At 68.1% G+C, this 20,865-nt stretch carries 20 protein-coding genes and 2 pseudogenes; 21 read left to right on the plus strand and 1 reads right to left on the minus strand.

Annotated elements, in window-relative coordinates:
• The first annotated feature begins 56 nt into the window (after positions 1-56).
• The 20 genes and pseudogenes from hpt (at position 57) to J4H86_RS19295 (ending at position 18,989) form a co-directional block, all read left to right on the plus strand.
• Positions 57-608, plus strand: coding sequence for a hypoxanthine phosphoribosyltransferase (gene hpt / locus J4H86_RS19200; RefSeq protein ID WP_236539248.1), 552 nt, complete (start codon positions 57-59; stop codon positions 606-608).
• Between the two features lie 195 nt (positions 609-803).
• Positions 804-2,861 carry an ATP-dependent zinc metalloprotease FtsH gene (ftsH, locus tag J4H86_RS19205; protein WP_236539249.1) on the plus strand — a complete coding sequence of 686 codons (2,058 nt, stop codon included), beginning with the start codon at positions 804-806 and terminating at the stop codon, positions 2,859-2,861.
• Between the two features lie 53 nt (positions 2,862-2,914).
• Positions 2,915-3,481, plus strand: coding sequence for a GTP cyclohydrolase I FolE (gene folE / locus J4H86_RS19210; RefSeq protein ID WP_236544091.1), 567 nt, complete (start codon positions 2,915-2,917; stop codon positions 3,479-3,481).
• A gap of 103 nt (positions 3,482-3,584) precedes the next feature.
• Positions 3,585-4,481, plus strand: a complete 897-nt coding sequence (gene folP / locus J4H86_RS19215; RefSeq protein ID WP_236539251.1) for a dihydropteroate synthase — start codon at positions 3,585-3,587, stop codon at positions 4,479-4,481.
• On the plus strand, positions 4,478-4,933 hold the full coding sequence (locus J4H86_RS19220) for a nuclear transport factor 2 family protein (protein ID WP_236539253.1): 456 nt from the start codon (positions 4,478-4,480) through the stop codon (positions 4,931-4,933). The genes folP and J4H86_RS19220 overlap by 4 nt, the downstream gene beginning before the upstream one ends.
• Positions 4,933-5,322 (plus strand): dihydroneopterin aldolase, encoded by a 390-nt coding sequence (folB, locus tag J4H86_RS19225; protein ID WP_236539255.1) that lies wholly within the window; start codon positions 4,933-4,935, stop codon positions 5,320-5,322. Before J4H86_RS19220 ends, folB begins: the two co-directional genes overlap by 1 nt.
• Positions 5,319-5,831: a 2-amino-4-hydroxy-6-hydroxymethyldihydropteridine diphosphokinase gene (folK, locus tag J4H86_RS19230; protein ID WP_236539257.1), complete on the plus strand. Its 513-nt coding sequence runs from the start codon at positions 5,319-5,321 to the stop codon at positions 5,829-5,831. Before folB ends, folK begins: the two co-directional genes overlap by 4 nt.
• Positions 5,828-6,289, plus strand: a complete 462-nt coding sequence (locus J4H86_RS19235) for a DUF3180 domain-containing protein (protein ID WP_236539259.1) — start codon at positions 5,828-5,830, stop codon at positions 6,287-6,289. Before folK ends, J4H86_RS19235 begins: the two co-directional genes overlap by 4 nt.
• A gap of 281 nt (positions 6,290-6,570) precedes the next feature.
• Positions 6,571-7,104, plus strand: coding sequence for a PH domain-containing protein (locus J4H86_RS19240; RefSeq protein WP_330932433.1), 534 nt, complete (start codon positions 6,571-6,573; stop codon positions 7,102-7,104).
• A 5-nt stretch (positions 7,105-7,109) separates the two neighbouring features.
• The gene (locus tag J4H86_RS19245; RefSeq protein ID WP_236539261.1) at positions 7,110-8,915 is read left to right on the plus strand and encodes a PH domain-containing protein; all 1,806 of its coding nucleotides are present in this window, start codon (positions 7,110-7,112) and stop codon (positions 8,913-8,915) included.
• A gap of 269 nt (positions 8,916-9,184) precedes the next feature.
• Positions 9,185-9,430 carry a chaplin family protein gene (locus tag J4H86_RS19250; RefSeq protein ID WP_236539262.1) on the plus strand — a complete coding sequence of 82 codons (246 nt, stop codon included), beginning with the start codon at positions 9,185-9,187 and terminating at the stop codon, positions 9,428-9,430.
• Positions 9,431-9,657: 227 nt separating this feature from the next.
• Positions 9,658-10,551 carry a Rossmann-like and DUF2520 domain-containing protein gene (locus tag J4H86_RS19255; protein ID WP_236539263.1) on the plus strand — a complete coding sequence of 298 codons (894 nt, stop codon included), beginning with the start codon at positions 9,658-9,660 and terminating at the stop codon, positions 10,549-10,551.
• Positions 10,552-10,585: 34 nt separating this feature from the next.
• The gene (gene panC, locus J4H86_RS19260; RefSeq protein ID WP_236539265.1) at positions 10,586-11,443 is read left to right on the plus strand and encodes a pantoate--beta-alanine ligase; all 858 of its coding nucleotides are present in this window, start codon (positions 10,586-10,588) and stop codon (positions 11,441-11,443) included.
• A gap of 244 nt (positions 11,444-11,687) precedes the next feature.
• Positions 11,688-11,831 (plus strand): annotated as a pseudogene (locus tag J4H86_RS27480) (type III pantothenate kinase); the annotation flags it as partial.
• 177 nt (positions 11,832-12,008) lie between these two features.
• Positions 12,009-12,629 (plus strand): annotated as a pseudogene (locus tag J4H86_RS27485) (type III pantothenate kinase); the annotation flags it as partial.
• 364 nt (positions 12,630-12,993) lie between these two features.
• A complete protein-coding gene (locus J4H86_RS19270; RefSeq protein ID WP_236539267.1) occupies positions 12,994-13,272 on the plus strand; it encodes a helix-turn-helix domain-containing protein in 279 nt (92 codons plus the stop codon).
• An 87-nt stretch (positions 13,273-13,359) separates the two neighbouring features.
• The gene (locus tag J4H86_RS19275) at positions 13,360-13,875 is read left to right on the plus strand and encodes an amino-acid N-acetyltransferase (protein ID WP_236539269.1); all 516 of its coding nucleotides are present in this window, start codon (positions 13,360-13,362) and stop codon (positions 13,873-13,875) included.
• A gap of 1,106 nt (positions 13,876-14,981) precedes the next feature.
• On the plus strand, positions 14,982-15,314 hold the full coding sequence (locus tag J4H86_RS19285; RefSeq protein ID WP_236539271.1) for a histone-like nucleoid-structuring protein Lsr2: 333 nt from the start codon (positions 14,982-14,984) through the stop codon (positions 15,312-15,314).
• Positions 15,315-15,645: 331 nt separating this feature from the next.
• Complete coding sequence (locus J4H86_RS19290; protein WP_236539273.1) at positions 15,646-18,159, plus strand: ATP-dependent Clp protease ATP-binding subunit; 2,514 nt, start codon at positions 15,646-15,648, stop codon at positions 18,157-18,159.
• Positions 18,160-18,299: 140 nt separating this feature from the next.
• Complete coding sequence (locus tag J4H86_RS19295) at positions 18,300-18,989, plus strand: DUF3105 domain-containing protein (RefSeq protein ID WP_236539274.1); 690 nt, start codon at positions 18,300-18,302, stop codon at positions 18,987-18,989.
• A gap of 53 nt (positions 18,990-19,042) precedes the next feature.
• On the opposite strand, the gene J4H86_RS19300 is transcribed toward J4H86_RS19295, so the two are convergent.
• Complete coding sequence (locus J4H86_RS19300) at positions 19,043-19,822, minus strand: HhH-GPD family protein (RefSeq protein WP_236539275.1); 780 nt, start codon at positions 19,820-19,822, stop codon at positions 19,043-19,045.
• Between the two features lie 161 nt (positions 19,823-19,983).
• Between J4H86_RS19300 and J4H86_RS19305 the strand changes: the two genes are divergently transcribed.
• A complete protein-coding gene (locus tag J4H86_RS19305) occupies positions 19,984-20,733 on the plus strand; it encodes a hypothetical protein (protein WP_236539276.1) in 750 nt (249 codons plus the stop codon).
• Positions 20,734-20,865: the final 132 nt, after the last annotated feature.

Consider the following 20,865-nt stretch of genomic DNA (forward strand, 5'->3'; position numbering starts at 1 on the left):
TTGGGGGTGCTTATGCTGGGTGGGCAAGCGGCCAGGGTGAGCAGCGAGGTTTCCGCGTGGATCAGCAGGACATGGGCACGGCGCTGGAGAAGGTTCTCGTAACCGAGGAGCAACTGGAGGAGCGCCTCGGCGAGCTGGCGCGACAGATCGACGAGGACTACGCCGACGGCGACCTGTTGTTGGTCGGAGTGCTCAAGGGTGCCGTGATGGTCATGGCGGACCTCTCGCGGAGACTGCACAACCCGTGCGACATGGACTGGATGGCCGTCTCGTCCTACGGGGCGGGCACCACCTCGTCCGGCGTGGTTCGGATCCTCATGGACCTCGACATCGACATCAGCGGGCGCAACGTCCTGATCGTCGAGGACGTCATCGACTCCGGGCTGACACTGTCGTGGTTGTGTGGGAATCTGCGTTCCCGGGGGCCGGCGTCCCTCGAGGTGTGCACGATGGTGCGCAAGCCCACGGCGTTCGACGTCGACCTGGACGTGAAGTACGTCGGATTCGATCTGCCCGACGAGTTCATCGTCGGATACGGCCTCGACTACGCGGAGAAATACCGGAATCTCCCCTTCATCGGGACCCTCGCCCAGCACGTGTACGAGTAGGCTCGCCCCACGGCGGACACGTACGCGCGGAACAATCACGGCGTCCCTGGACGTTCAGTTTCCGAAGGGCGCGCCTCTCGTCGTGCGGACGTAAGGCCTGCCAACCGGGGTGTAGCGTCGATTTGTCCGTCGCTGTCGTACGCCGGGTCCGACCCGCTCGAGCAGGAGGGAAGAACCCGAGCAGGGTTTCCTTAGATGAATCTGAAGCGCATTTTCCGTGGGCCATGGCTGGTACTCATGGCCATCGTTGTCATGGTCGTCATTCTGCTCCAGGTGACCAGCTTCGGATCGGGCGACAATTATGAGGAGACCGACACCTCGACGGTGTTCCGCCTCATCGAGCAGGACGAGGTCGCCGACGCCAAGCTGGTCGACAAGGAGCAGCGCGTTGAGCTGACCACCGTCGACGGAGACCAGTACGAGGCGTACTGGGTCCAGGGACAGGGAGCCGAGCTCGCGGACCTGTTGCAGGAGCGGGCTTCCGGCGACAACCTCGTCGCCTACAACGTCGAGGTCCCACAGGAGAGCATGTGGGTCACGGCGCTGTTCTACTTCGTACCGCTTCTGCTGATCATCGCGTTCTTCCTGTTCATCTGGTCACAGATGCAGGGTGGCGGCTCCCGTGTGATGAACTTCGGCAAGTCCAAGGCGAAGCTCATCACCAAGGACACGCCCAAGAGCACCTTCTCCGACGTCGCCGGCGCGGACGAGGCCATCGAGGAACTGCAGGAGATCAAGGAGTTCCTCCAGTACCCCGCCAAGTTCCAGTCCATCGGCGCGAAGATCCCCAAGGGCGTCCTGCTCTACGGGCCGCCCGGAACCGGTAAGACGCTGCTGGCCCGGGCCGTGGCCGGCGAGGCCGGGGTTCCCTTCTACTCCATCTCCGGGTCCGACTTCGTGGAGATGTTCGTCGGTGTCGGCGCCAGCCGTGTCCGTGACCTGTTCGAGCAGGCCAAGGCGAACGCCCCCGCGATCATCTTCGTGGACGAGATCGACGCCGTCGGCCGCCACCGCGGCGCCGGCATGGGCGGCGGCCACGACGAGCGCGAACAGACGCTCAACCAGATGCTCGTCGAGATGGACGGCTTCGACGTGCAGGGCGGCGTCATCCTGATCGCCGCCACCAACCGGCCCGACATCCTCGACCCGGCGCTGCTGCGTCCCGGACGTTTCGACCGCCAGATCGTGGTGGACCGTCCCGACCTGGAGGGCCGCAAGGGCATCCTCAACGTCCACGCCAAGGGCAAGCCGGTCGCCACCGACGTCGACATGGACGTCATCGCCCGGCGCACTCCCGGATTCACCGGCGCGGACCTCTCCAACGTGATCAACGAGGCCGCCCTCCTGTCCGCCCGAGCGGGCGAGAAGCAGATCACGATGCATCTGCTGGAGGAGTCGATCGACCGCGTGATGGCGGGACCGGAGCGCAAGACCCGCGTCATGTCGGAGGCGGAGAAGAAGCTCATCGCCTACCACGAGGGCGGCCACGCCCTGGTGGCGCACGCCCTGCCGAACGCGGACCCCGTGCACAAAGTGACGATCCTTCCGCGCGGCAAGGCGCTGGGCTACACTATGACGCTGCCGATGGAGGACAAGTTCCTGTCCACCCGCTCGGAGATGATGGACCAACTGGCCATGATGCTGGGTGGCCGCACCGCCGAGGAACTGGTGTTCCACGAGCCCACCACGGGCGCCGGCAACGACATCGAGAAGGCGACCGGACTCGCCCGCAAGATGGTCACCGAGTACGGCATGAGTGAGCGCCTCGGCGCCCGCCGTTTCGGTGACGGCAACGGCGAGCCGTTCCTCGGCCGCGAGATGTCGCACAGCCGGGACTACTCCGAGGAGATCGCCTCCGTCATCGACGACGAGGTGCGCCGGCTCATCGAGTCCGCGCACGACGAGGCGTGGGAGATCCTCGTCGAGTACCGGGAGGTCCTGGACAACCTGGTACTGGGGCTCCTCGACAAGGAGACGCTGTCCAAGGAGGAGGTGCTGGAGATCTTCGAGCCGATCACCAAGCGGCCCTCCCGCGGCTCCTACACCGGCTACGGAAAGCGTCTGCCGTCGGACAAGCCGCCGGTGCGCACGCCCAAGGAACTGTTGCTCCTGGGCCCCAACGACGTGCAGGGCCTGATCAGCGGGAACGGTCAACACCCCGACAGTGGTGGTGGCGACCTCCCCTACGGGGCCGACGACCGTGACGCGACACAGGGCGACCTGGGCACCGACGATTCCGGAGGCGAACGGTGACTCTCGACGGCGGCGACTGGGAGGACAGCGAACCCATCCCGGACTCGGTCGACATGGACCTCCCCCGGGTGGAGCGCGCCGTCCGGGAGATCCTCTTCGCGATCGGAGAGAACCCCGACCGGGACGGACTCAAGGACACGCCCGCGCGGGTCGCGCGGGCCTACGCCGAACAGTTCGCCGGCCTGAACCAGAGCCCCGGCGACGTCCTGGCGACCGTCTTCGACGCCGGTCACGACGAGATGGTCCTGGTGAAGGACATCGCCGTCTACTCGTCCTGCGAACACCACCTTGTGCCGTTCTTCGGTGTCGCCCACGTCGGCTACATCCCCAACGCCCAGGGGCAGATCACCGGTCTGTCCAAGCTGGCCCGGCTCGTCGACATCTTCGCCCGTCGCCCCCAGGTGCAGGAGCGGCTGACGACCCAGGTCGCCGACGCGCTCATGCAGCACCTCGAACCGCGCGGCGTCATCATGGTCATCGAGGCCGAACACCTGTGCATGGCGATGCGGGGCGTGCGCAAGCCGGGAGCCAAGACGGTGACGTCCGCGGTACGCGGCGACTTCCGGCAGATGGGGCGCACCCGCGCCGAGGCCATGAGCCTCATCCTCGGACATAGCTGACGTCGGGTCGCACCACGGATCGTCCGAGTGGGGACGGCAGATCGTCCCCGCCGTGGCGGTTGGCCTTGGGGTGTGGCGCGCCCGGTCTCGTAGGGTGGAGAGTATGTCGTCGACGATTCCGCCGCCTGGACTGCCCAACCTGGGACGATGTCTCGTGATGGGCGTGGTGAACGTAACGCCGGATTCCTTCTCCGACGGGGGACGGTGGTTCGACACCTCCCGCGCCATCGACCACGGACTGGAGATCGCCGCCGCGGGCGCCGACATCGTCGACGTGGGAGGCGAGTCCACACGCCCGGGCGCGCAACGCGTGTCGTTGGAGGAGGAGCTACGCCGGGTGGAGCCGGTCGTGGCCGAACTCTCCCGTCAAGGCGTCGTGGTCAGTGTCGACACGATGCGGGCCGAGGTCGCCGACCACGCGGTCGAGGCGGGCGCCAGGCTGGTCAACGACGTCAGCGGCGGGCTCGCCGATCCCGCGATGGCACGGCTGGTCGCGAAGACCGGCACCCCCTACGTCCTGATGCACTGGCGCGGCCACAGCCACGCCATGTACAACCGCGCACACTATGACGACGTCGTCACCGAGGTCCGCGACGAACTGCGGAAACGAATGGACTCCATGATCGAAGCCGGTGTTGAGCCCGAGCAGCTCGTCCTGGACCCAGGGCTCGGGTTCGCCAAACGAGCGGACATGAGCCACAACTGGCAGCTCCTGGCCCACCTGCCCGAACTCGCGACTCTCGGCCGGCCGCTGCTGGTCGGCGCCTCCAGGAAGCGGTTCCTCGGGCGCGCGCTCGCGGACGCCAACGGCCAACCGCGCGACTTCGCCGAGTGTGACGACGCGACCGTGGCGGTGACGACCCTGGCGGCGGAACGCGGCGCGTGGTGCGTGCGGGTCCACGACGTGCGCGCGAACGCCGACGCGGTGCGTATCGCCGCGGAGTGGCATCGCGCCGCCGTCGCCCCCACGTCTGCTCCCGCCGGGCAGGACAGCCCGTGACGGCGCGGCAGGAGATCCTGGAGCAGGTCGCCGAGGCGAACGCGGAGTTCTACAGCGCGATCGAGAACGGCGACATGGACGTGATGGACCGCGTCTGGGCCCAAGAGGAGGACGCACCGGACCTCGTGTGCGTGAACCCTGGCTGGCCAATCCTGCGGGGACGTGCGGAGATCATGCGCTCGTGGGCCTTGATAATGGCCAACATCCCCTACATCCAGTACGTACTCACCGGCACCCACGTCGGGGTCAACGACAACGTCGCCATGGTGACGTGCGAGGAGAACGTGCTCACCGCCGAGGACGACAACCCCGGGTTCGTCGCGGGGGGCAGGGTGGTCACCACGAACCTCTTCGTTCACACTGGGCAGGGGTGGCGACTCTGGTCGCACCACGCCTCGCCCGTGATGCTGGACGAGGACGACGAGGACGGGATCATGCCCGAAGAGGCGTAGTGCTGGCGAGCGGAGACGACGTGGCCCAGAAGGACCGGATCACACTGCGCGGCCTGCGCGCGGTGGGGCACCACGGGGTGTTCGACCACGAGAGGCGGGACGGTCAGGAGTTCCGCGTGGACGTCACTCTGTTCGTGGACACGTCGGTGGCCGGAGGGAGTGACGACCTCTCGGCCACGGTCGACTACGGGACGCTCAGCAGCGCGCTGGTCGACGTGATCCAAGGAGAACCCGTCAATCTGATCGAGACACTCGCGCACCGACTGGCCGCGACCTGCCTCGCGGACCCGTTGGTCGCCGATGTGGAGGTGACCGTGCACAAACCCCAAGCCCCCATCCCCCACGAGTTCGACGACGTTTCAGTCACGATCCGACGGGGCCGCTCGTGACCGGGGAACGCAAGCTCGTCCTCGCGCTGGGCAGCAACATCGGCGACCGTGCGGCGAACCTCCAGGAGGCCGTGGACGCCCTCTTCGACGCGCCCGGTCTTGAGGCGGTCGCGGTGTCCCCCGTCTACGAAACGGCGCCGGTCGGCGGCGAGCCACAGGACGACTACCTCAACGCCGTGGTCGTGTGCCGGACCGGCCTCCCCGCCGAGATCCTCCTCGACCGGGCACGCAACGTCGAGGACGCGATGGGCCGCACGCGGGAGCGGCGTTGGGGGCCACGCGTCATCGACGTCGACATCGTGGTGCTCGGCTCCGAGACCTGGGACACGCCGGAGCTGACCGTCCCGCACCCCCGCGCCCACGAACGCGCGTTCGTCCTCCAACCGTGGTCCGACGTGGACCCCGAGGCCGAGATCCCAGGGTTCGGCCCCTTGGACAAGCTCCTGAACGACGTACGCGAGCAGCGACTGCGTCGCCGGGACGACGTGGTGATCCGGGTACCCGATTGAGTGACGAGACGCCAGGGACCATCGGGATGACGGGGTGGCGCACACCCGTCATCCTGGCGGTCATTGGCGTGGTCCTGGGGTTCGTCGTGTCCCAGTGGTTCTACCTGGGCCTGCCGCGTCTGCCCTGGACCGCGATCCCCACCGCGGTGGTGCTCGCCGTGGTGGAGATGTTCGCCGCCTACCACGTCCGACGCCGGGTCCGCCGACTCCCGGGAACCGTGCCGATCGAACCCCTGGCCGCCGCGCGGTTGCTCGCCCTCGCGAAGGCCAGTATCGCGGCGGCGGCCCTCCTCGGCGGCGCCTTCACCGGCCTCGCGCTCGGCCTGCTGGACCGAGTCCAGGCCGACGCTCCTCGCCTCGACGCCCTCGTCGCGGGAGGATCCACCCTGGCGTGCGTGGTGCTTCTGGTCGCCGGGTTCCTCCTCGAGCGCGCCTGCCGCGTCCCCGACCAGCGGTAACCCCAACACCCATCCTCCCCGCGGCCGCCTGCCGCCGTCCACCGTGGACGGCTGGGCTAGTGCCCCTCAGGCCGGGAACGTCTCGGCGTGCTGGTCGGGCCGCGGCCGGAGGCGGAGACAACGCCGGCCACTGCTGGCGTGACTTCCGTGGCCAGGTGTGGACCGTGTGAGTAGCGTGGAACAGCCGGTTTTGGGGGCCTTCGCCCGTGTGGTTTCAGGGGGTTCACGGCGCGGGTTCGTGGTGGCCTTCTGGGGGAACGCGAGGATGGTTGACTAAGGGTATGGGAATGGACGATGCCGCCGACGTCGGGGAGCCGTCGCCGTTCGACGCGGCGTTCGCGAGTCCGGACGGGACGGAGTGGCACCGGCCGTCCCGGGCGTTACGGACCTACCGACGTGTGGTGGCGCTCGTGAGCCTCGCCGTCCTCGCCGCTCTCGGGGGGGTCGGGCTGTGGATGGTCGCGGGATGGCTGGAGCTCGCACTGTGGGGTGTGGCGGTGGTCATCGCGACGGGGATGGCGTGGTATCTCGCTGGCGTCGCCCAGCAGTCGCTCGGCCATGCGGAGGGGCGCAGTGACTTCTACCTGACGAACGGGGTGTTGGTGCGTCAGCTCGTCATCATTCCCTACGGCCGGATGCAGTTGGTGGACGTGACCACGAACCTGCTGGAGCAGATGTTCGGGATCGCCACCGTGCGGGTTCGTACCGCCGCGACCCCCGGTGAGGCCTCGGTGGTCGGGCTGCCCATCGACGAGGCGACAGCCCTGCGGGATCGCCTGACCGAACGCAGCGAGACGTTCTCCACGGGATTGTGAGGAGCATGCCGGGGCCAACGGGGGACGACGCGGACGACGCCCGACCCGAACGTGGGTGGTTCGGTGCGGACGAGGACCGTGGTGCGTCCCAGCCACGTCCCCCCGCCGGGGGTGACGACTGGGTCTGGTTGGACGGGGTGCGCCTTCCCGGTATGCGTGAGGTGACGGCGCCGACCGACGGTCACTCCTCCGCGGCCGCCAGCAGGGACTCCGGCGGGTCACCAGAGCAGGAGCATCCACCGGTGGAGAACGCGGAGAACTCGCGCGAAGAATCCGCTCGGCCGCCGGTCGAAGCGGCCCAGGGCGGCGGGGAGCGGCCGGGAGGCACCGCGGGAGACGCGGAGGAGGGCCCGGCGGGTCGGCCCCGATTCCTCCCCGGCACCCAGGTGCTCGACCGTCGGGGGCGCCCGTGGTCTTGGAGCCCACACGCACACGGACAGTGGCCGGACGCGGCCCAACGAGGCTCGACCCACGCTGTGTGGTCGTTGGACGGTTCCGGTAGCCGGCGCCGGCCACCGTCGGATCCGGACCAGGACGTGGTCCACGGCGAGCACCAACTGCACTGGGTGAGTGTCCCGCTGCGCACGCTCGTCATCACGGCGGTCTTCCTCGCCCTTCCCGGGATCGCGATGATCGGACTGGGCGTACAGCGGGTGCTCGCCATGACCCTCATGGTCTTCGCGGCCGCCGGGGTCTACTGCCTGGCGTCCTGGTGGCTCACCTGGTTCCGTCTCGACGCCGACCACCTCATGGTGCGCTCAGGCATGCTGCGACGCACCGTGCAGGAGGTCCCCCTCAGCCGGCTCCAGGCCGTCGACGTGGTGCGCCCCTTCGTGCCGCAGATCTTCGGCCTCGCCGAACTGCGTATCGAACTCGCCGGCGGTGACCGGGGAGAGGTGCGCCTCCGTTTTCTCTCCGCCAAGATCGCGACCCGGCTCCGGGACGTGCTGCTGGCCCGGGCCGCCGGTCTCCCCCCGCTCCCGGAGGCGCCGCCGGAGCGCCCCTTCTACTCGGTCCCCTTCGGTCTGCTGCTCGCCGGGCTCGCCTTCCGGGTTCCCGTGCTCGGTGCGTTCCTGCTGTTCCTGGCGCTGGTGGTGCTGGGCGTCGCGTTCCGTGAACTGGGTGTTCTCGGTGGGGCGATCCCACTGTTGTTGGGGTTGGTGCGGGGCTTCCTCGGCCCGCTGCTCCGGTACGCCTCGTTCACGGCGGCTTTGACGCCCGACGGGCTGCGGCTGAGGCACGGTGTCTTCCAACGTCGGGTCCAGACCATCCCGCCCGGACGTGTCCAGGCGGTGCGGATCGTGTCGCCCACGCTGTGGCGGTACCTCGGTGTGGTGCGCGTCGAGGCGAACGTCGCCGGCTACGTGGGGGAGCGCCAGATGGACTCCTCCACTCTGTTGCCCGTCGTGGACCGGGCCACGGCCTTCTACCTCATCCACCAGCTCTTCCCCGGAACCTCCGCCGAGAGCGTGCCCCTCCGTCCCGCCCAGCGGTCGCTGTCCAAGCGCGACGCCCTGGGCGTGGACCAGACCATGTTCGTGACTCGCTACGGGCTGATGGGCGAGATCCTGGAGATGGTTCCGCTGGCGCGCGTCCAGAGCGTGCGCATGAGTTCGGGGCTCCTGGCCCGTTGGTTCGGCGTGGCCACCGTGGAGGTGGACTGCCCGCCAGGCCCCGCGCGGATGCGTGCGAACGGCCGGGGGCTGTCCGAGGCCCGGCAGGTCGTCGAATCGGTCACCGCGGGGGCCAACACGGCGCGCGCGACCACGGCGGGGCCGGAGCGCTGGGCGACCCGCGCGGATCCCGACTGACCCACCCGCGCCCCACGCGTCGTCCGCCCCTTTCGACGAATCGGCTTCGTCAGCGCCCTCGCGCGCCGTCAAACAGGACGAGTCAGGATATATCTATTACTTTGTGTAGTCATTTGATTACATAACAGCATCGGAGTTGTCTGATGCGCCCGAAGCCGCGACGGGCTGTGACTAGATGGACTCGAACACGCCACGTGTTCTCTGGAGTACGAAACGTCGACTGTTGTCGGTCGGTACGCCACCCGACAACGCCAAGGAGTGAATCAGAAGTGCTGAAGAAGTTTCTCGCCGCAGGTGCAGTCTCCGCCGCCGCTGCCGGTGTCGTCCTCATGAGCGGCGGCACGGCCTACGCGCACACCGGTGACAACATCTCCACCTCCGGCGTCGGCGCGATCGTGAGCGGCAACCAGGCCGTCGCCGACATCGACATTCCGGTGAACGTCTGCGGCAACTCTGTCGCGATCCTCGGCATTGCGGGTGCGTCCTGCGACAAGGGCTCGGCGTCCAGCCACTAGCCCCTGTGGGCGGATCCGGTGGTGCATCACCAGACCCGCCCCTGGTCGCCACGTGACTGAATCCGTGGCCGTCGCACTCCAGCGGCGGCCACGGGGATCGGGCGACACACGCGTCCAACGCGAACCGGCGCCGCTCCTCGGAGCGGTGCCGGTTTTCGCGTCCGGACCCGCCGAGGGTAGCGTGACAGGCGGAATCGCCGCGACCGAGTGAACGGAAACGACTGGTCATGCAGGAGCCGGAGCAACGCCCCGCCCGGTTGTCGGTGGGGGTCATCGGACCGGGCCGAGTCGGATCCGCGCTGGGGCCGGCGTTGGAACACGCCGGACACCGGGTGACCGCGGTGACGGCCGTGTCAGCGGAGTCCAAGGAGCGGGCCGCCCGCCTCCTGCCCCACGCCCAACTGCGTGAGGCGACCGCGGTGGTCGAGACGTGCGACCTGGTCCTGCTCACGGTGCCCGACGACGCGCTCGCTCCCCTCGTCAACGGCCTTGCCGAGATCGGAGCCCCCGTTCGAGGAACCCTCGTCGCCCACACCAGCGGCGCGCACGGGTACGGGATCCTGGACCCGTTGATCATGGCGGGCGGGCTCCCGTTGGCGCTCCACCCCGTCATGACCTTCACCGGTCGCCCCGAGGACCTGCAGCGGCTGGCGAACTGCACCTTCGGTGTCACCACGCCCGCGGAACTGCGCCCGGTGGGTGAGGCTCTCGTGGTGGAGATGGGAGCGGAACCGGTCTGGGTCGCGGAGGAGAAGCGGGGCCTCTACCACGCCGCGCTGACGAGCGGCGCGAACCACCTCGTTACCCTGGTGGCGCAGAGCGCCGAGCTGTTGCGCACCGCCGGCGTCGCCGACCCGGGACGAATGCTGGGCCCCCTCCTTGGCGCGGCCCTGGACAACGCCCTGCGGTTGGGGATCGACGGACTCAGTGGACCCGTCGTCCGCGGGGACGCCGACACCGTCGTGGGGCACGTGGCGGAGTTGCGCGCACACGCCCCCGACACCGTCGCGTCCTACCTCGCGATGGCCCGGCTGACGGCGGACCGCGCGCTCGCCGCGGGACTGCTCGACGCTCGCGACGCGGAACGGTTGCTGGACGCGCTGGGCACCACGCAGCCCTGAACCAACAGCGGCCCCGAGCCACAGGAGACCGGCCATGTCCCAACCCCGCCTGTTCACCACGCGCGCCGAGGTGACGCACGCCCGTTCCGACGCGGGACGCGTCGCCCTGGTTCCCACGATGGGCGCCCTGCACGAGGGACACCGCGCCCTGATGGCGCGGGCACGCCAACGTGAGGACGTCGACAGCGTCTGGGTCAGCGTCTTCGTCAACCCACTGCAGTTCGGCCCGACCGAGGACTTCGACCGGTATCCGCGGGACCTGGACGCGGACCTGGCCGTCTGTGAGGAGGAGGGCGTGTCAGCCGTGTTCGCGCCGAGCACCACGGAGATGTATCCGCTGGGACGCCCCATGGTGACGGTCCGGGCCGGGGCGATGGGCGACCTCCTGGAAGGGGAATCCCGCCCCGGATTCTTCGACGGGGTCCTCACCGTGGTCACCAAGCTCTTCGCCATCCTCACCCCCGACATCGCGGTGTTCGGCGAGAAGGACGCCCAACAGTTGGCGATGGTGCGCAGACTCGTCGCCGACCTCTCCCTGCCACCGGAGATCCTCGGTGTGCCGACTCGACGCGACTCCGACGGGCTCGCGATCTCCAGCCGTAACGTCTATCTCTCCACCGCGGAACGTCACACGGCGCTACGCCTGTCCCAGGGCCTTCGGGCCGCGGAGGCGGCCCGCGCGGGGGGAGCGGGCGCGGTGCGGAAGGCAGCCCACCAGGAACTGGACGCGGGCACCTCCGACCACCCCCCACTGAGGCTCGACTACCTGGCGCTGGTCGACCCGGACACCTTCTCCGAGGTGGAGGACGGGTACTCCGGACCCGCGGTGCTGGCGGTCGCGGCCTGGGTGGGCACCACCCGACTCATCGACAACGTGCGCGTCACCCTGTGAGCGACACCTGGAGCGCGGGGCGTGACGTCACGACCTGAGCGCCGCCCCCGCGCACCCGGGGAGGCCCCGTGGAGGGGGCCGATCCGTCGATGCCGGCCTCTCTGGTGGCGACTTCTGGGAGGATGTCCTGAATCCATGCGAAGGTGAACCTCGAGGGCGAGGAGATCGTCTTTGAGAATGTGGAGGGCACACCGATGGACACAGCGCACGCCTCTGCCCACGCCGGGATGGGAGTTGGCGCCTGATGCTGCTGACCATTGACGTGGGCAACACTCATACGGTGCTCGGTCTGTTCCAGGGTGACCACCTGCTGGACCACTGGCGGGTCGCCACCGAGGCCCGGCGTAGCGCCGACGAGTGGGCCGTCCTCGTGCACGGCCTCATGTCCACACGCGGACACGTTCCCCCGCGCCCCGGCGGAGCGGCCCACGCCGCACCCAGCGCCGGCGAGGGCGGAGGAACGACCGAGACCGGCGTGCGCGCGCGAACCTCCGGTGCCGAGCCGGACACCGACGGCGCCGCCGACACCGGAGCGGGCGGGGACGACACCTCCGGTCAGGGGGAGGAGATCCACGGCATCGCCCTGTGTGCCACGGTGCCGCCCGTGCAACACGAGATGCGGGAGATGTTCCATCGCCACTATCCAGGTGTCCCCGCGGTCGTGGTGGAACCCGGAGTGCGCACCGGAGTGCCGATCCGGGTCGACAACCCGAAGGAGGTCGGCAGCGACCGGATCGTCAACACGCTCGCGGCGGTGCGCCAGTTCGGTGGCCCGTGCGTCATCGTCGACTTCGGGACCGCGACGATCTTCGACGCCGTCAGCGCGAAGGGCGAGTACCTCGGCGGTGCGATCGCCCCGGGGATCGACATCTCCGTCGAGGCGTTGTCCCAGCGCGGCTCGCAACTGCACATGGTGGAGATCGTGAAGCCACGTAGTTCCATCGCCAAGAGCACGGCGGAGGCGCTGCGTTCGGGCATCGTCTTCGGATTCGCGGGACAGGTCGACGGCCTGGTGGAACGAATGGCACGGGAACTCGGTGCCCCCGAGGACGTGACCGTCGTGGCCACGGGCGACCTGGCCTCCATCGTGGTCCACGAGTGCCGTCGCGTCGACGTCCACGAACCGTGGCTGACGCTCAACGGACTCCGACTCGTTTACGAGCGCAACGCCCCGACGACACTCTGACCGAGACCCAAATGTAACCTTGTGGTCGGAAGGTGGGGATACTTCTGATTCTCCGCAGGTCAGAACCGATAGCGGTCGACTCCTCGCGAGGAGTCAAGGAAGAGGGATGCGCCGGTCGCGGGGCCGAGGGTGTTTATCGGATCTTGACGCTTTTTCACGGCCGGCATTAAGGTTCCTGTGCGAGCGGTTCCGCTGACCCAGTGGGTCACGTGCCGAACAACCGAAGATGACGCGAGTGGGCCGACGGCCACGCTCGCGAAGCCAGCACGACGCGTGTGGTCCGTCCGTCCCGGATCTCAGTTGCGCCGGCCGGTTTTGGGGGCTACCCCCATTCTTCTCCGGGGTTCCATCGTGACGAGTCAGCGTGTTCCGCGCTCATATCGATGAGGAGGACGGAGTGGAACAGGCCACACTTGTACGCGCCCCTGAGGTCAGCGTTGAACCCGGGCTGCCGACTCTAGACGCGGGCGAGGCGCGGCTTCTGGCCGAGATCGCCAGCGGAGTGACCACTGACGTGGCCGCACGCCATCTGGAGCTCAGTGCTCGTACGTTGCGCCGGCGCCTACGTTCGATCTGTGACCGCCTTGACGTCAACACCCCGATCGAGGCGGTCGTGTGGGCCGCCCGCCACGGCTACATCTGATTCCCGTGGTCCGGCCGTGCTGATCGGCCGCCGCGGCTGACGAAGAACGGTGTCAAGACGGTGGGCATCCGCGGATAGGCTGCCCGCGTGGAAATCACCGTTCGCCGAGCCCGCACCCGAGACGTGTCCAGCATCCGTCGCTTGGTCGATGCCTACAGCTCCGAGCGACGGGTGCTACGTAAGACCACGGTGAATCTGTACGAGGACATTCAGGAGTTCTGGGTCGCGGAACGTCACCAAGACGGGGATTCCGCTTTGGTCGGCTGTGGGGCCCTCCACGTGCTGTGGGAGGACCTGGCCGAGGTTCGCACGGTCGCGGTGGATCCCGCGCTGCGCGGCCACGGTGTCGGACATCGGCTCGTGGAATCCCTTTTGGCCACCGCCAAGGAACTTGGGGTGCGCCGGGTCTTCTGTCTGACCTTCGAGACCGGGTTCTTCGCCCGCCACGGCTTCCAGCCAATCCAGGGAACCCCGATCTCGGCGAAGGTGTATGAGGAACTTCTGGGTTCCTACGACGAGGGTGTCGCCGAATTCCTGGATCTGGAACGGGTCAAGCCAAATACTCTCGGCAACACTCGAATGCTGCTGCATCTCGACAGGTGAGCAAACTCACGGCCACTTCGCCCGACTCACATCGCCTCCCCCGTGGATGCTCGGTCACACCGATTGCGTAGAGTGCAGCCACGTGTCCCGACTTGTTCCGTTCCGGGGGCTCTGGCAATGGGGCCGGTGTTCAGCCCGGGGTGCCAGCAAGTATCGTTACGGCAGGAGTGCTTCAGTCTCGTGGTGGCGGTTGGGTGAGGCCCGGCAGGGCCGTCCCTCCAAGAATCCCTCTTGTTGATTCTGGCGTCTTGGGCCTCGGGATGGCAGGGGTGAGTGTCGCGCCGGTCGCAGAAGGCTCCCAGGAACTTCCAAGGGAGTCGGTAGGAGGCCGTGGGGGCCGAGGATTCGGACTTCCCCGCCACTTACGGTAATTGCTCCATAAAGTTATATCCAGGAAGGCGTTTGCGTTCGATGTGGGATGTATTGTCGGCCATCATCCCCCCGGCTGTTGTCGCGGCGGTGTTCTGCACGGCGATCTACAAGCTGCTCCGCTCGGAGATGGCGCCTAGAACCTCTGATGGCCGTCGAGTTAGCGAACGCCCTGCTCGGCGCGCTGAGGCCACCACATTCGCAAACTCGGATGGTGCGGAGGCCACGCAGGGGAAACCGCGTGAGTCGGCGGGGGACGTCGAAACGGAGCGAGGCGGAAGCGACGCTGAGCGCGATTAGACGTGCTCGCCTTGTTGCCCCTATCTGTGCTGTTGCCGCTATCTGTGGTGTGACTTTGCTTGCTCCCGTGCGGCCGCGGGTGCTTAAGAAGCCGACGGTTACGCTCCCCCAAACAACGGCATTCTCAGGACACTCGCAGGTAAAGAGCCACACGAGTGGTCTCATGCCTTAAGCTTCCTTACAGAGGCACGCACGATGACCGCATTGCGGAAGTCGGTGTGTGTGTCCCCCTCGTCTTTGGCGGGTGGGAGTGAAGCGTTCCTCGCGCGGCACAGGGTCCCCCCGCCCACCGCTCCAGAAATTATGGAGCAACGCGTCAACTCCATGGAGTGGCGTGGTTTTTGCCGACGTGAGCCCGAATTGTCATTCCACGACGATCGGGTATATCTTGATAATTAGGTGCTGTACTGCACTGCACTCCGGAAAGGTTTGTATCGATGGCACAAAAGGTCCAGGTGCTCCTCGTCGACGACCTCGACGGCGGCGAAGCCGAAGAAACCGTGCAGTTCGCCGTTGACGGGTCGGCATACGAGATCGATCTCAGTGGCAAGAACGCCGCGAAGCTGCGCGAGACACTGGCTCCCTACGTTGAGGTGGCACGGAAAGCACAGACCAGCAAGGGGCGTCGTGGGCGTCTCCAGCGCAGCCAGCCCAGCCGTGAGCGCAGTGCGGAGATCCGCAAGTGGGCGAAGGAGCACGGTAAGCAGGTCAACGAGCGGGGGCGTATCCCCCAGTCGATCGTCGCCGAGTACGAGGCGGCGCAGCGCTGAGCCGCGCGTACGTTCGGCCAAGCGGCCCGCTGTCCTCCGGGTGACCGGAGCGGCGGGCCGTTCGCTTGCGGCGTACTTGGAACACTGGCGCCCCGTTTGGTAGTTGGATGAGGGTGAAAGCCCTATCGTCGGGGAAAGTTTTTGGCAGACGTTCAGTACGGAGCTGTGCGGGATGTCGAGGTCGGGCCGTCCGGGCAACCGGCCGGCGCGGCAGGTCCGGGTGCGACGGGTTGCGTCCCCGGGGAGGCCGGGTTCTCCCCAGGGGCCGGTATGCGGAAAGCGAGGGTCGGGATCCGGCCCTGCCTGACCGCTCTGTGAGGAGCGACGAGACATGTTCGAGAGGTTTACCGATCGCGCGCGGCGCGTGGTGGTCCTGGCCCAGGAAGAGGCCAGGATGCTCAACCACAACTACATCGGCACTGAGCACATCCTGCTTGGCCTGATTCACGAGGGTGAGGGCGTCGCCGCCAAGGCCCTGGAGAGTCTGGGCATCAGCCTCGAAGCGGTGCGCCAGCAGGTCGAGGAGATTATCGGGCAGGGCCAGCAGGCCCCGTCCGGGCACATTCCCTTCACCCCACGGGCGAAGAAGGTGCTGGAACTGTCGCTGCGAGAGGCACTCCAGCTCGGGCACAACTACATCGGTACCGAGCACATCCTGCTCGGTCTCATCCGCGAGGGTGAGGGCGTCGCCGCCCAGGTGTTGGTGAAGCTCGGAGCGGACCTCAATCGCGTGCGCCAGCAGGTCATCCAGCTTCTGCACGGCTACCAGGGCAAGGAGCCCCAGGCCGCCGGCACCGCGTCGGAGTCCGCACCGTCGACGTCCCTGGTGCTGGACCAGTTCGGCCGGAACCTGACCCAGGCGGCCCGGGAGAGCAAGCTCGACCCCGTGATCGGTCGCGACACCGAAATCGAGCGGGTCATGCAGGTGCTGTCCCGCCGGACCAAGAACAACCCGGTCCTCATCGGTGAGCCCGGTGTCGGTAAGACGGCGGTCGTCGAGGGGCTCGCCCAGAAGATCGTGAAGGGCGAGATTCCGGAGACGCTGAAGGACAAGCAGCTCTACACCCTGGACCTGGGCGCGCTGGTCGCCGGTAGCCGGTACCGCGGTGACTTCGAGGAGCGCCTGAAGAAGGTGCTCAAGGAGATCCGTACCCGCGGCGACATCATCCTGTTCATCGACGAGCTGCACACGCTCGTGGGCGCGGGCGCCGCCGAGGGCGCGATCGACGCCGCCAGCATCCTCAAGCCGATGCTGGCGCGGGGCGAGCTGCAGACCATCGGCGCCACCACGCTGGACGAGTACCGCAAGCACCTGGAGAAGGACGCGGCGCTGGAGCGTCGTTTCCAGCCGATCCAGGTGGACGAGCCCACGATCGCGCACACCATCGAGATCCTGAAGGGCCTGCGGGACCGCTACGAGGCGCACCACCGCGTGTCCATCACCGACTCGGCGTTGGTCTCCGCGGCGCAACTCGCCGACCGCTACATCTCCGACCGCTTCCTGCCGGACAAGGCGATCGACCTGATCGACGAGGCCGGCTCGCGGATGCGGATCCGTCGGATGACGGCGCCGCCGGACCTGCGCGAGTACGACGACAAGATCGCCGACGTCCGTAAGGACAAGGAGTCCGCGATCGACGCGCAGGACTTCGAACGCGCGGCGTCGCTGCGGGACGACGAGAAGCAGTTGTTGTCCCGTAAGGCGCAGCGGGAGAAGGAGTGGAAGGCCGGCGACATGGATGTCGTGGCCGAGGTGAACGAGGAACTCATCGCCGAGGTGCTGGCCACCGCGACCGGGATCCCGGTGTTCAAGCTGACGGAGGAGGAGTCCTCGCGTCTGCTGCACATGGAAGACGAGCTGCACCGCCGGGTGATCGGTCAGGACGACGCCATCAAGGCGCTGTCGCAGGCCATTCGCCGTACGCGTGCGGGTCTGAAGGACCCCAAGCGTCCCGGTGGGTCCTTCATCTTCGCCGGGCCGTCGGGTGTCGGCAAGACCGAGCTGTCCAAGACCCTGGCCGAGTTCCTGTTCGGGGACGAGGAGTCGCTGATCCAGCTCGACATGAGCGAGTTCATGGAGAAGCACACCGTCTCCCGGCTGTTCGGCTCGCCACCCGGGTACGTCGGCTACGAGGAGGGCGGCCAGCTCACCGAGAAGGTGCGTCGTAAGCCGTTCTCCGTGGTGCTGTTCGACGAGATCGAGAAGGCGCACAACGACATCTTCAACTCGCTCCTGCAGGTGCTGGAGGAGGGGCGGCTCACCGACGCCCAGGGTCGGAACGTCGACTTCAAGAACACCGTCATCATCATGACGACGAACCTGGGCACGGGGGACATCTCCAAGGGCGTGGCCATGGGCTTCGCCAAGGAGAACGACTCCAAGACCAACTACGAGCGGATGAAGTCGAAGGTCCAGGAGGAGCTGAAGAGCAACTTCCGGCCGGAGTTCCTGAACCGTGTCGACGACGTGATCGTCTTCCACCAGCTCACCCAGGACGAGATCATCAACATCGTCGACCTGATGGCCGCCCAACTGGACGAGCGCCTGAAGGACCGCGACATGGGTCTGGAGCTGCGCGGCGACGCGAAGAACCTGCTCGCGCAGCGTGGCTACGACCCCGTGCTGGGTGCCCGGCCGCTTCGGCGGACGATCCAGCGCGAGATCGAGGACCAGCTCTCGGAGAAGATCCTGTTCGGCGACGTCAAGCCGGGCCAGATCGTCATCGTCGACACCGAGGGCACCGGCGACGACGCCACGTTCACCTTCCGCGGCGTGCCGAAGCCGGACTCGGTGCCGGACGCGCCGCCGGTGGAGGAGCAGCCGGCCGCGGGCGGGTCGGAGTAGACGTGGTTCCCACCACGGAGTAGTTCCGGCGCGGTGGGGCGTGTGACCGGAGTCGGTCACCAGAACGCGCGAGTGGGCGGGCACCTGCAGTTCGGTGCCCGCCCACTGCCGTGTCCGACGGATTTCGATAGTGTTCCTTCGTGTCCTTCGGCCGCGGCGCCGCCCCCGACGGGCTTGCGACGCCCCACCAGAACTGGAGCCTGGTACGCGCCCCGTGGTGGCGTCGTGTGCTTCCACACCGTCCGCTGCGTTGGGCGGCCGTTCTCCTGCTGACCGCGGCCGTTTCCGGGTACTTCGCGGTGCGCGAGCTGCTGCCCTCCTCCGAACCGGAGTTCCCACTGCTCGCTCAGGGGCGTGAGGAGGCCGGCGACATTCCCGGTGTGCAGACCTTCGATATCGACTCCCGGGAGCACACCGACGAGCCCGTGGACTATCCACAGGATCCACCCGTTGGCGGCCCGCACACCACGGAGTGGTTGAACTGCGGAATCTACCCAGACGAGGACGGTGTGGTGGTGGAGAGCGCGGTGCACGCGATGGAACACGGCACCGTGTGGATCACCCATCAGCACGACCTCCCCGAGGAGGACCTGGACGCGCTCTACGCCCACTACCACCCCGGCGCGTTCGTGGTGATCAGCCCGATGGAGGGCCTCGGTGCTCCGATCGTGGTCTCCGCGTGGGGCAAGCAGCTCGGCCTGGCCAGCGCGACCGACACCCGGCTGGAGGAGTTCCTTCGCCGGTACGAGCGTGGCCCGCAGACACCAGGGCACGGAGGTCCGTGTACTGGGGGAGTGGGCGAGCCGGTGATCGATCCCTCCGGCCTGTGACCGACTCCCGGCGCGTGGGGGAGCTCCGGGAGGTGACCACTCCCTCACCGTTCCTAACCGGGAAGCGCGTAGGTCCCGTCGTCGCGGGGGTCGACGAGGCCGTCGGCGACCAGGGCGTCCAACGCCCGCTCCCGCTGGACCGGTCGGTCCCAGACGTCGTCCAACGCCGACTTCGCCACGGGGCCCTCGGCGGCGCGAAGCACGGCCAACAGTCGTCCTCGCACCTGTCGGTCGGTGCCCGCGTACGTCTGGCCCCGCCGGGGTGGGCCCGTGTGCGCGGGGCGTCCGGCCGACTTCCACGCGCACTGCCGGGCGATGGGGCAGTCGGCGCACCGCGGCGCCCGCGCGGTGCAGACCAGCGCGCCCAACTCCATGATGGCGACGCCCCAGCGGGCCGCCACCGCCGGATCCTCGGGAAGTAGCCGCTCGGCGAGCGTGTACTCCTCCTTCTTCGGGGTTTTCGGCGGATACTCAACTCCGCTGTGTAGGCGCGCGAGAACGCGGCGTACGTTAGTGTCGAGAATGGCATGGCGCTGCCCGTAGGCGAAGCTCGCCACCGCCGCCGCCGTGTACTGCCCCACCCCCGGCAAGGCACGGAGTTCTGTGACGTCTCGGGGCACCTCCCCCGAGTGCCGCTCGACAATGGCGACGGCCGCCGCGTGCAGGTTCAGCGCGCGGCGCGGATAGCCCAGCCGGTCCCACATGCGCACGGCGTCCCCGGCGGGGGACGCGGCGAGTGCGGACGGTTCCGGCCAACGGTCCATCCACGCCCGCCACGCGGGAAGGACGCGCACGACCGGTGTCTGCTGCAGCATCACCTCGCTGACCAGCACACTCCAGGGCGTCGCCCCCGGAGACCGCCACGGGAGATCTCGGGCGTTGGCCTCGTACCAGGCCAATACGGGAGAGGCATGCGGATTTTCGGTCGTATGCAATCGGATTCCCTGCGGCGGGTCGAGTATGTACAAAGGGAGAAAGCCGGAATACTACGCCCATGGCCTCAAGCAGTGGACAGCCGGTGAGCCCTGAGACCTACTGGCGTCGTCGCGTCGTCGTCCTCGCGGCGGTGCTGGTCGTCGTCGCACTCGTTGCCTGGGCCTGCCAGGCCCAGTCATCGTCCGGTGACGGAGAGCAGCAGGCCAGTGTGGATCCGGGCTCCGAGGAGGACGGCGAGGGCGACGAGGGCTCCGAGGACGAGGAGTCGCCCGAGGAGGACGAGGATACCGCTGACGCCGAGGACGAGGAGAACGGCGACTCCGACGGCGACGGAGACGGCGGTGGCTCCGGCGGTTCCGGTGGCGGTTCGGGTGGCGACGGTGAGGCCGCCCCGGACATCCCGGCGCCGCGGCAGGCCAGTGACCCGTGCCGTCCGCAGGACATCGTGGTCACGGCGGAGGCCGACGAGAGTGACTACGCGAGCGGGGAGGAGCCCACGTTCTCGTTGTCCGTCGTCAACCTGGGCGAACAGACCTGCACCGTGGACGTCGGCCCCGCGACGATGGAGCTCGTGGTGAAGTCCGGCGACGACCGCGTGTTCTCCACCGCGGACTGCGTCGACAACGGCAGCCGCAACGAGGAGCTGGAGCAGGGACGACCTCTCACGACCACCGTCACCTGGGACCGGAAGCGTTCGTGGGAGGACTGCCGCGACGACGACAAGAACGCTGGCTCGGGCACCTACCAGGCGGAGTTGCACAGCATCTACGACAACGGCGCCGAACCCGTGGTCTTCCGTCTGAAGTAGCCGTCGAGGACGTCGACCGGGACAGCGCCGACGTCGGGGAAGGCGGTGGGCGACCTCGCGCGGTTGGTCGACCGCTGTCACGCCGCGCTTCCCCCGGCGGGCGTTGGTCGCGCGGGGCGCCAAGCGCCGGGA

This window comes from Spiractinospora alimapuensis (assembly GCF_018437505.1).
GTDB classification, from domain to species: Bacteria; Actinomycetota; Actinomycetes; order Streptosporangiales; family Streptosporangiaceae; genus Spiractinospora; species Spiractinospora alimapuensis.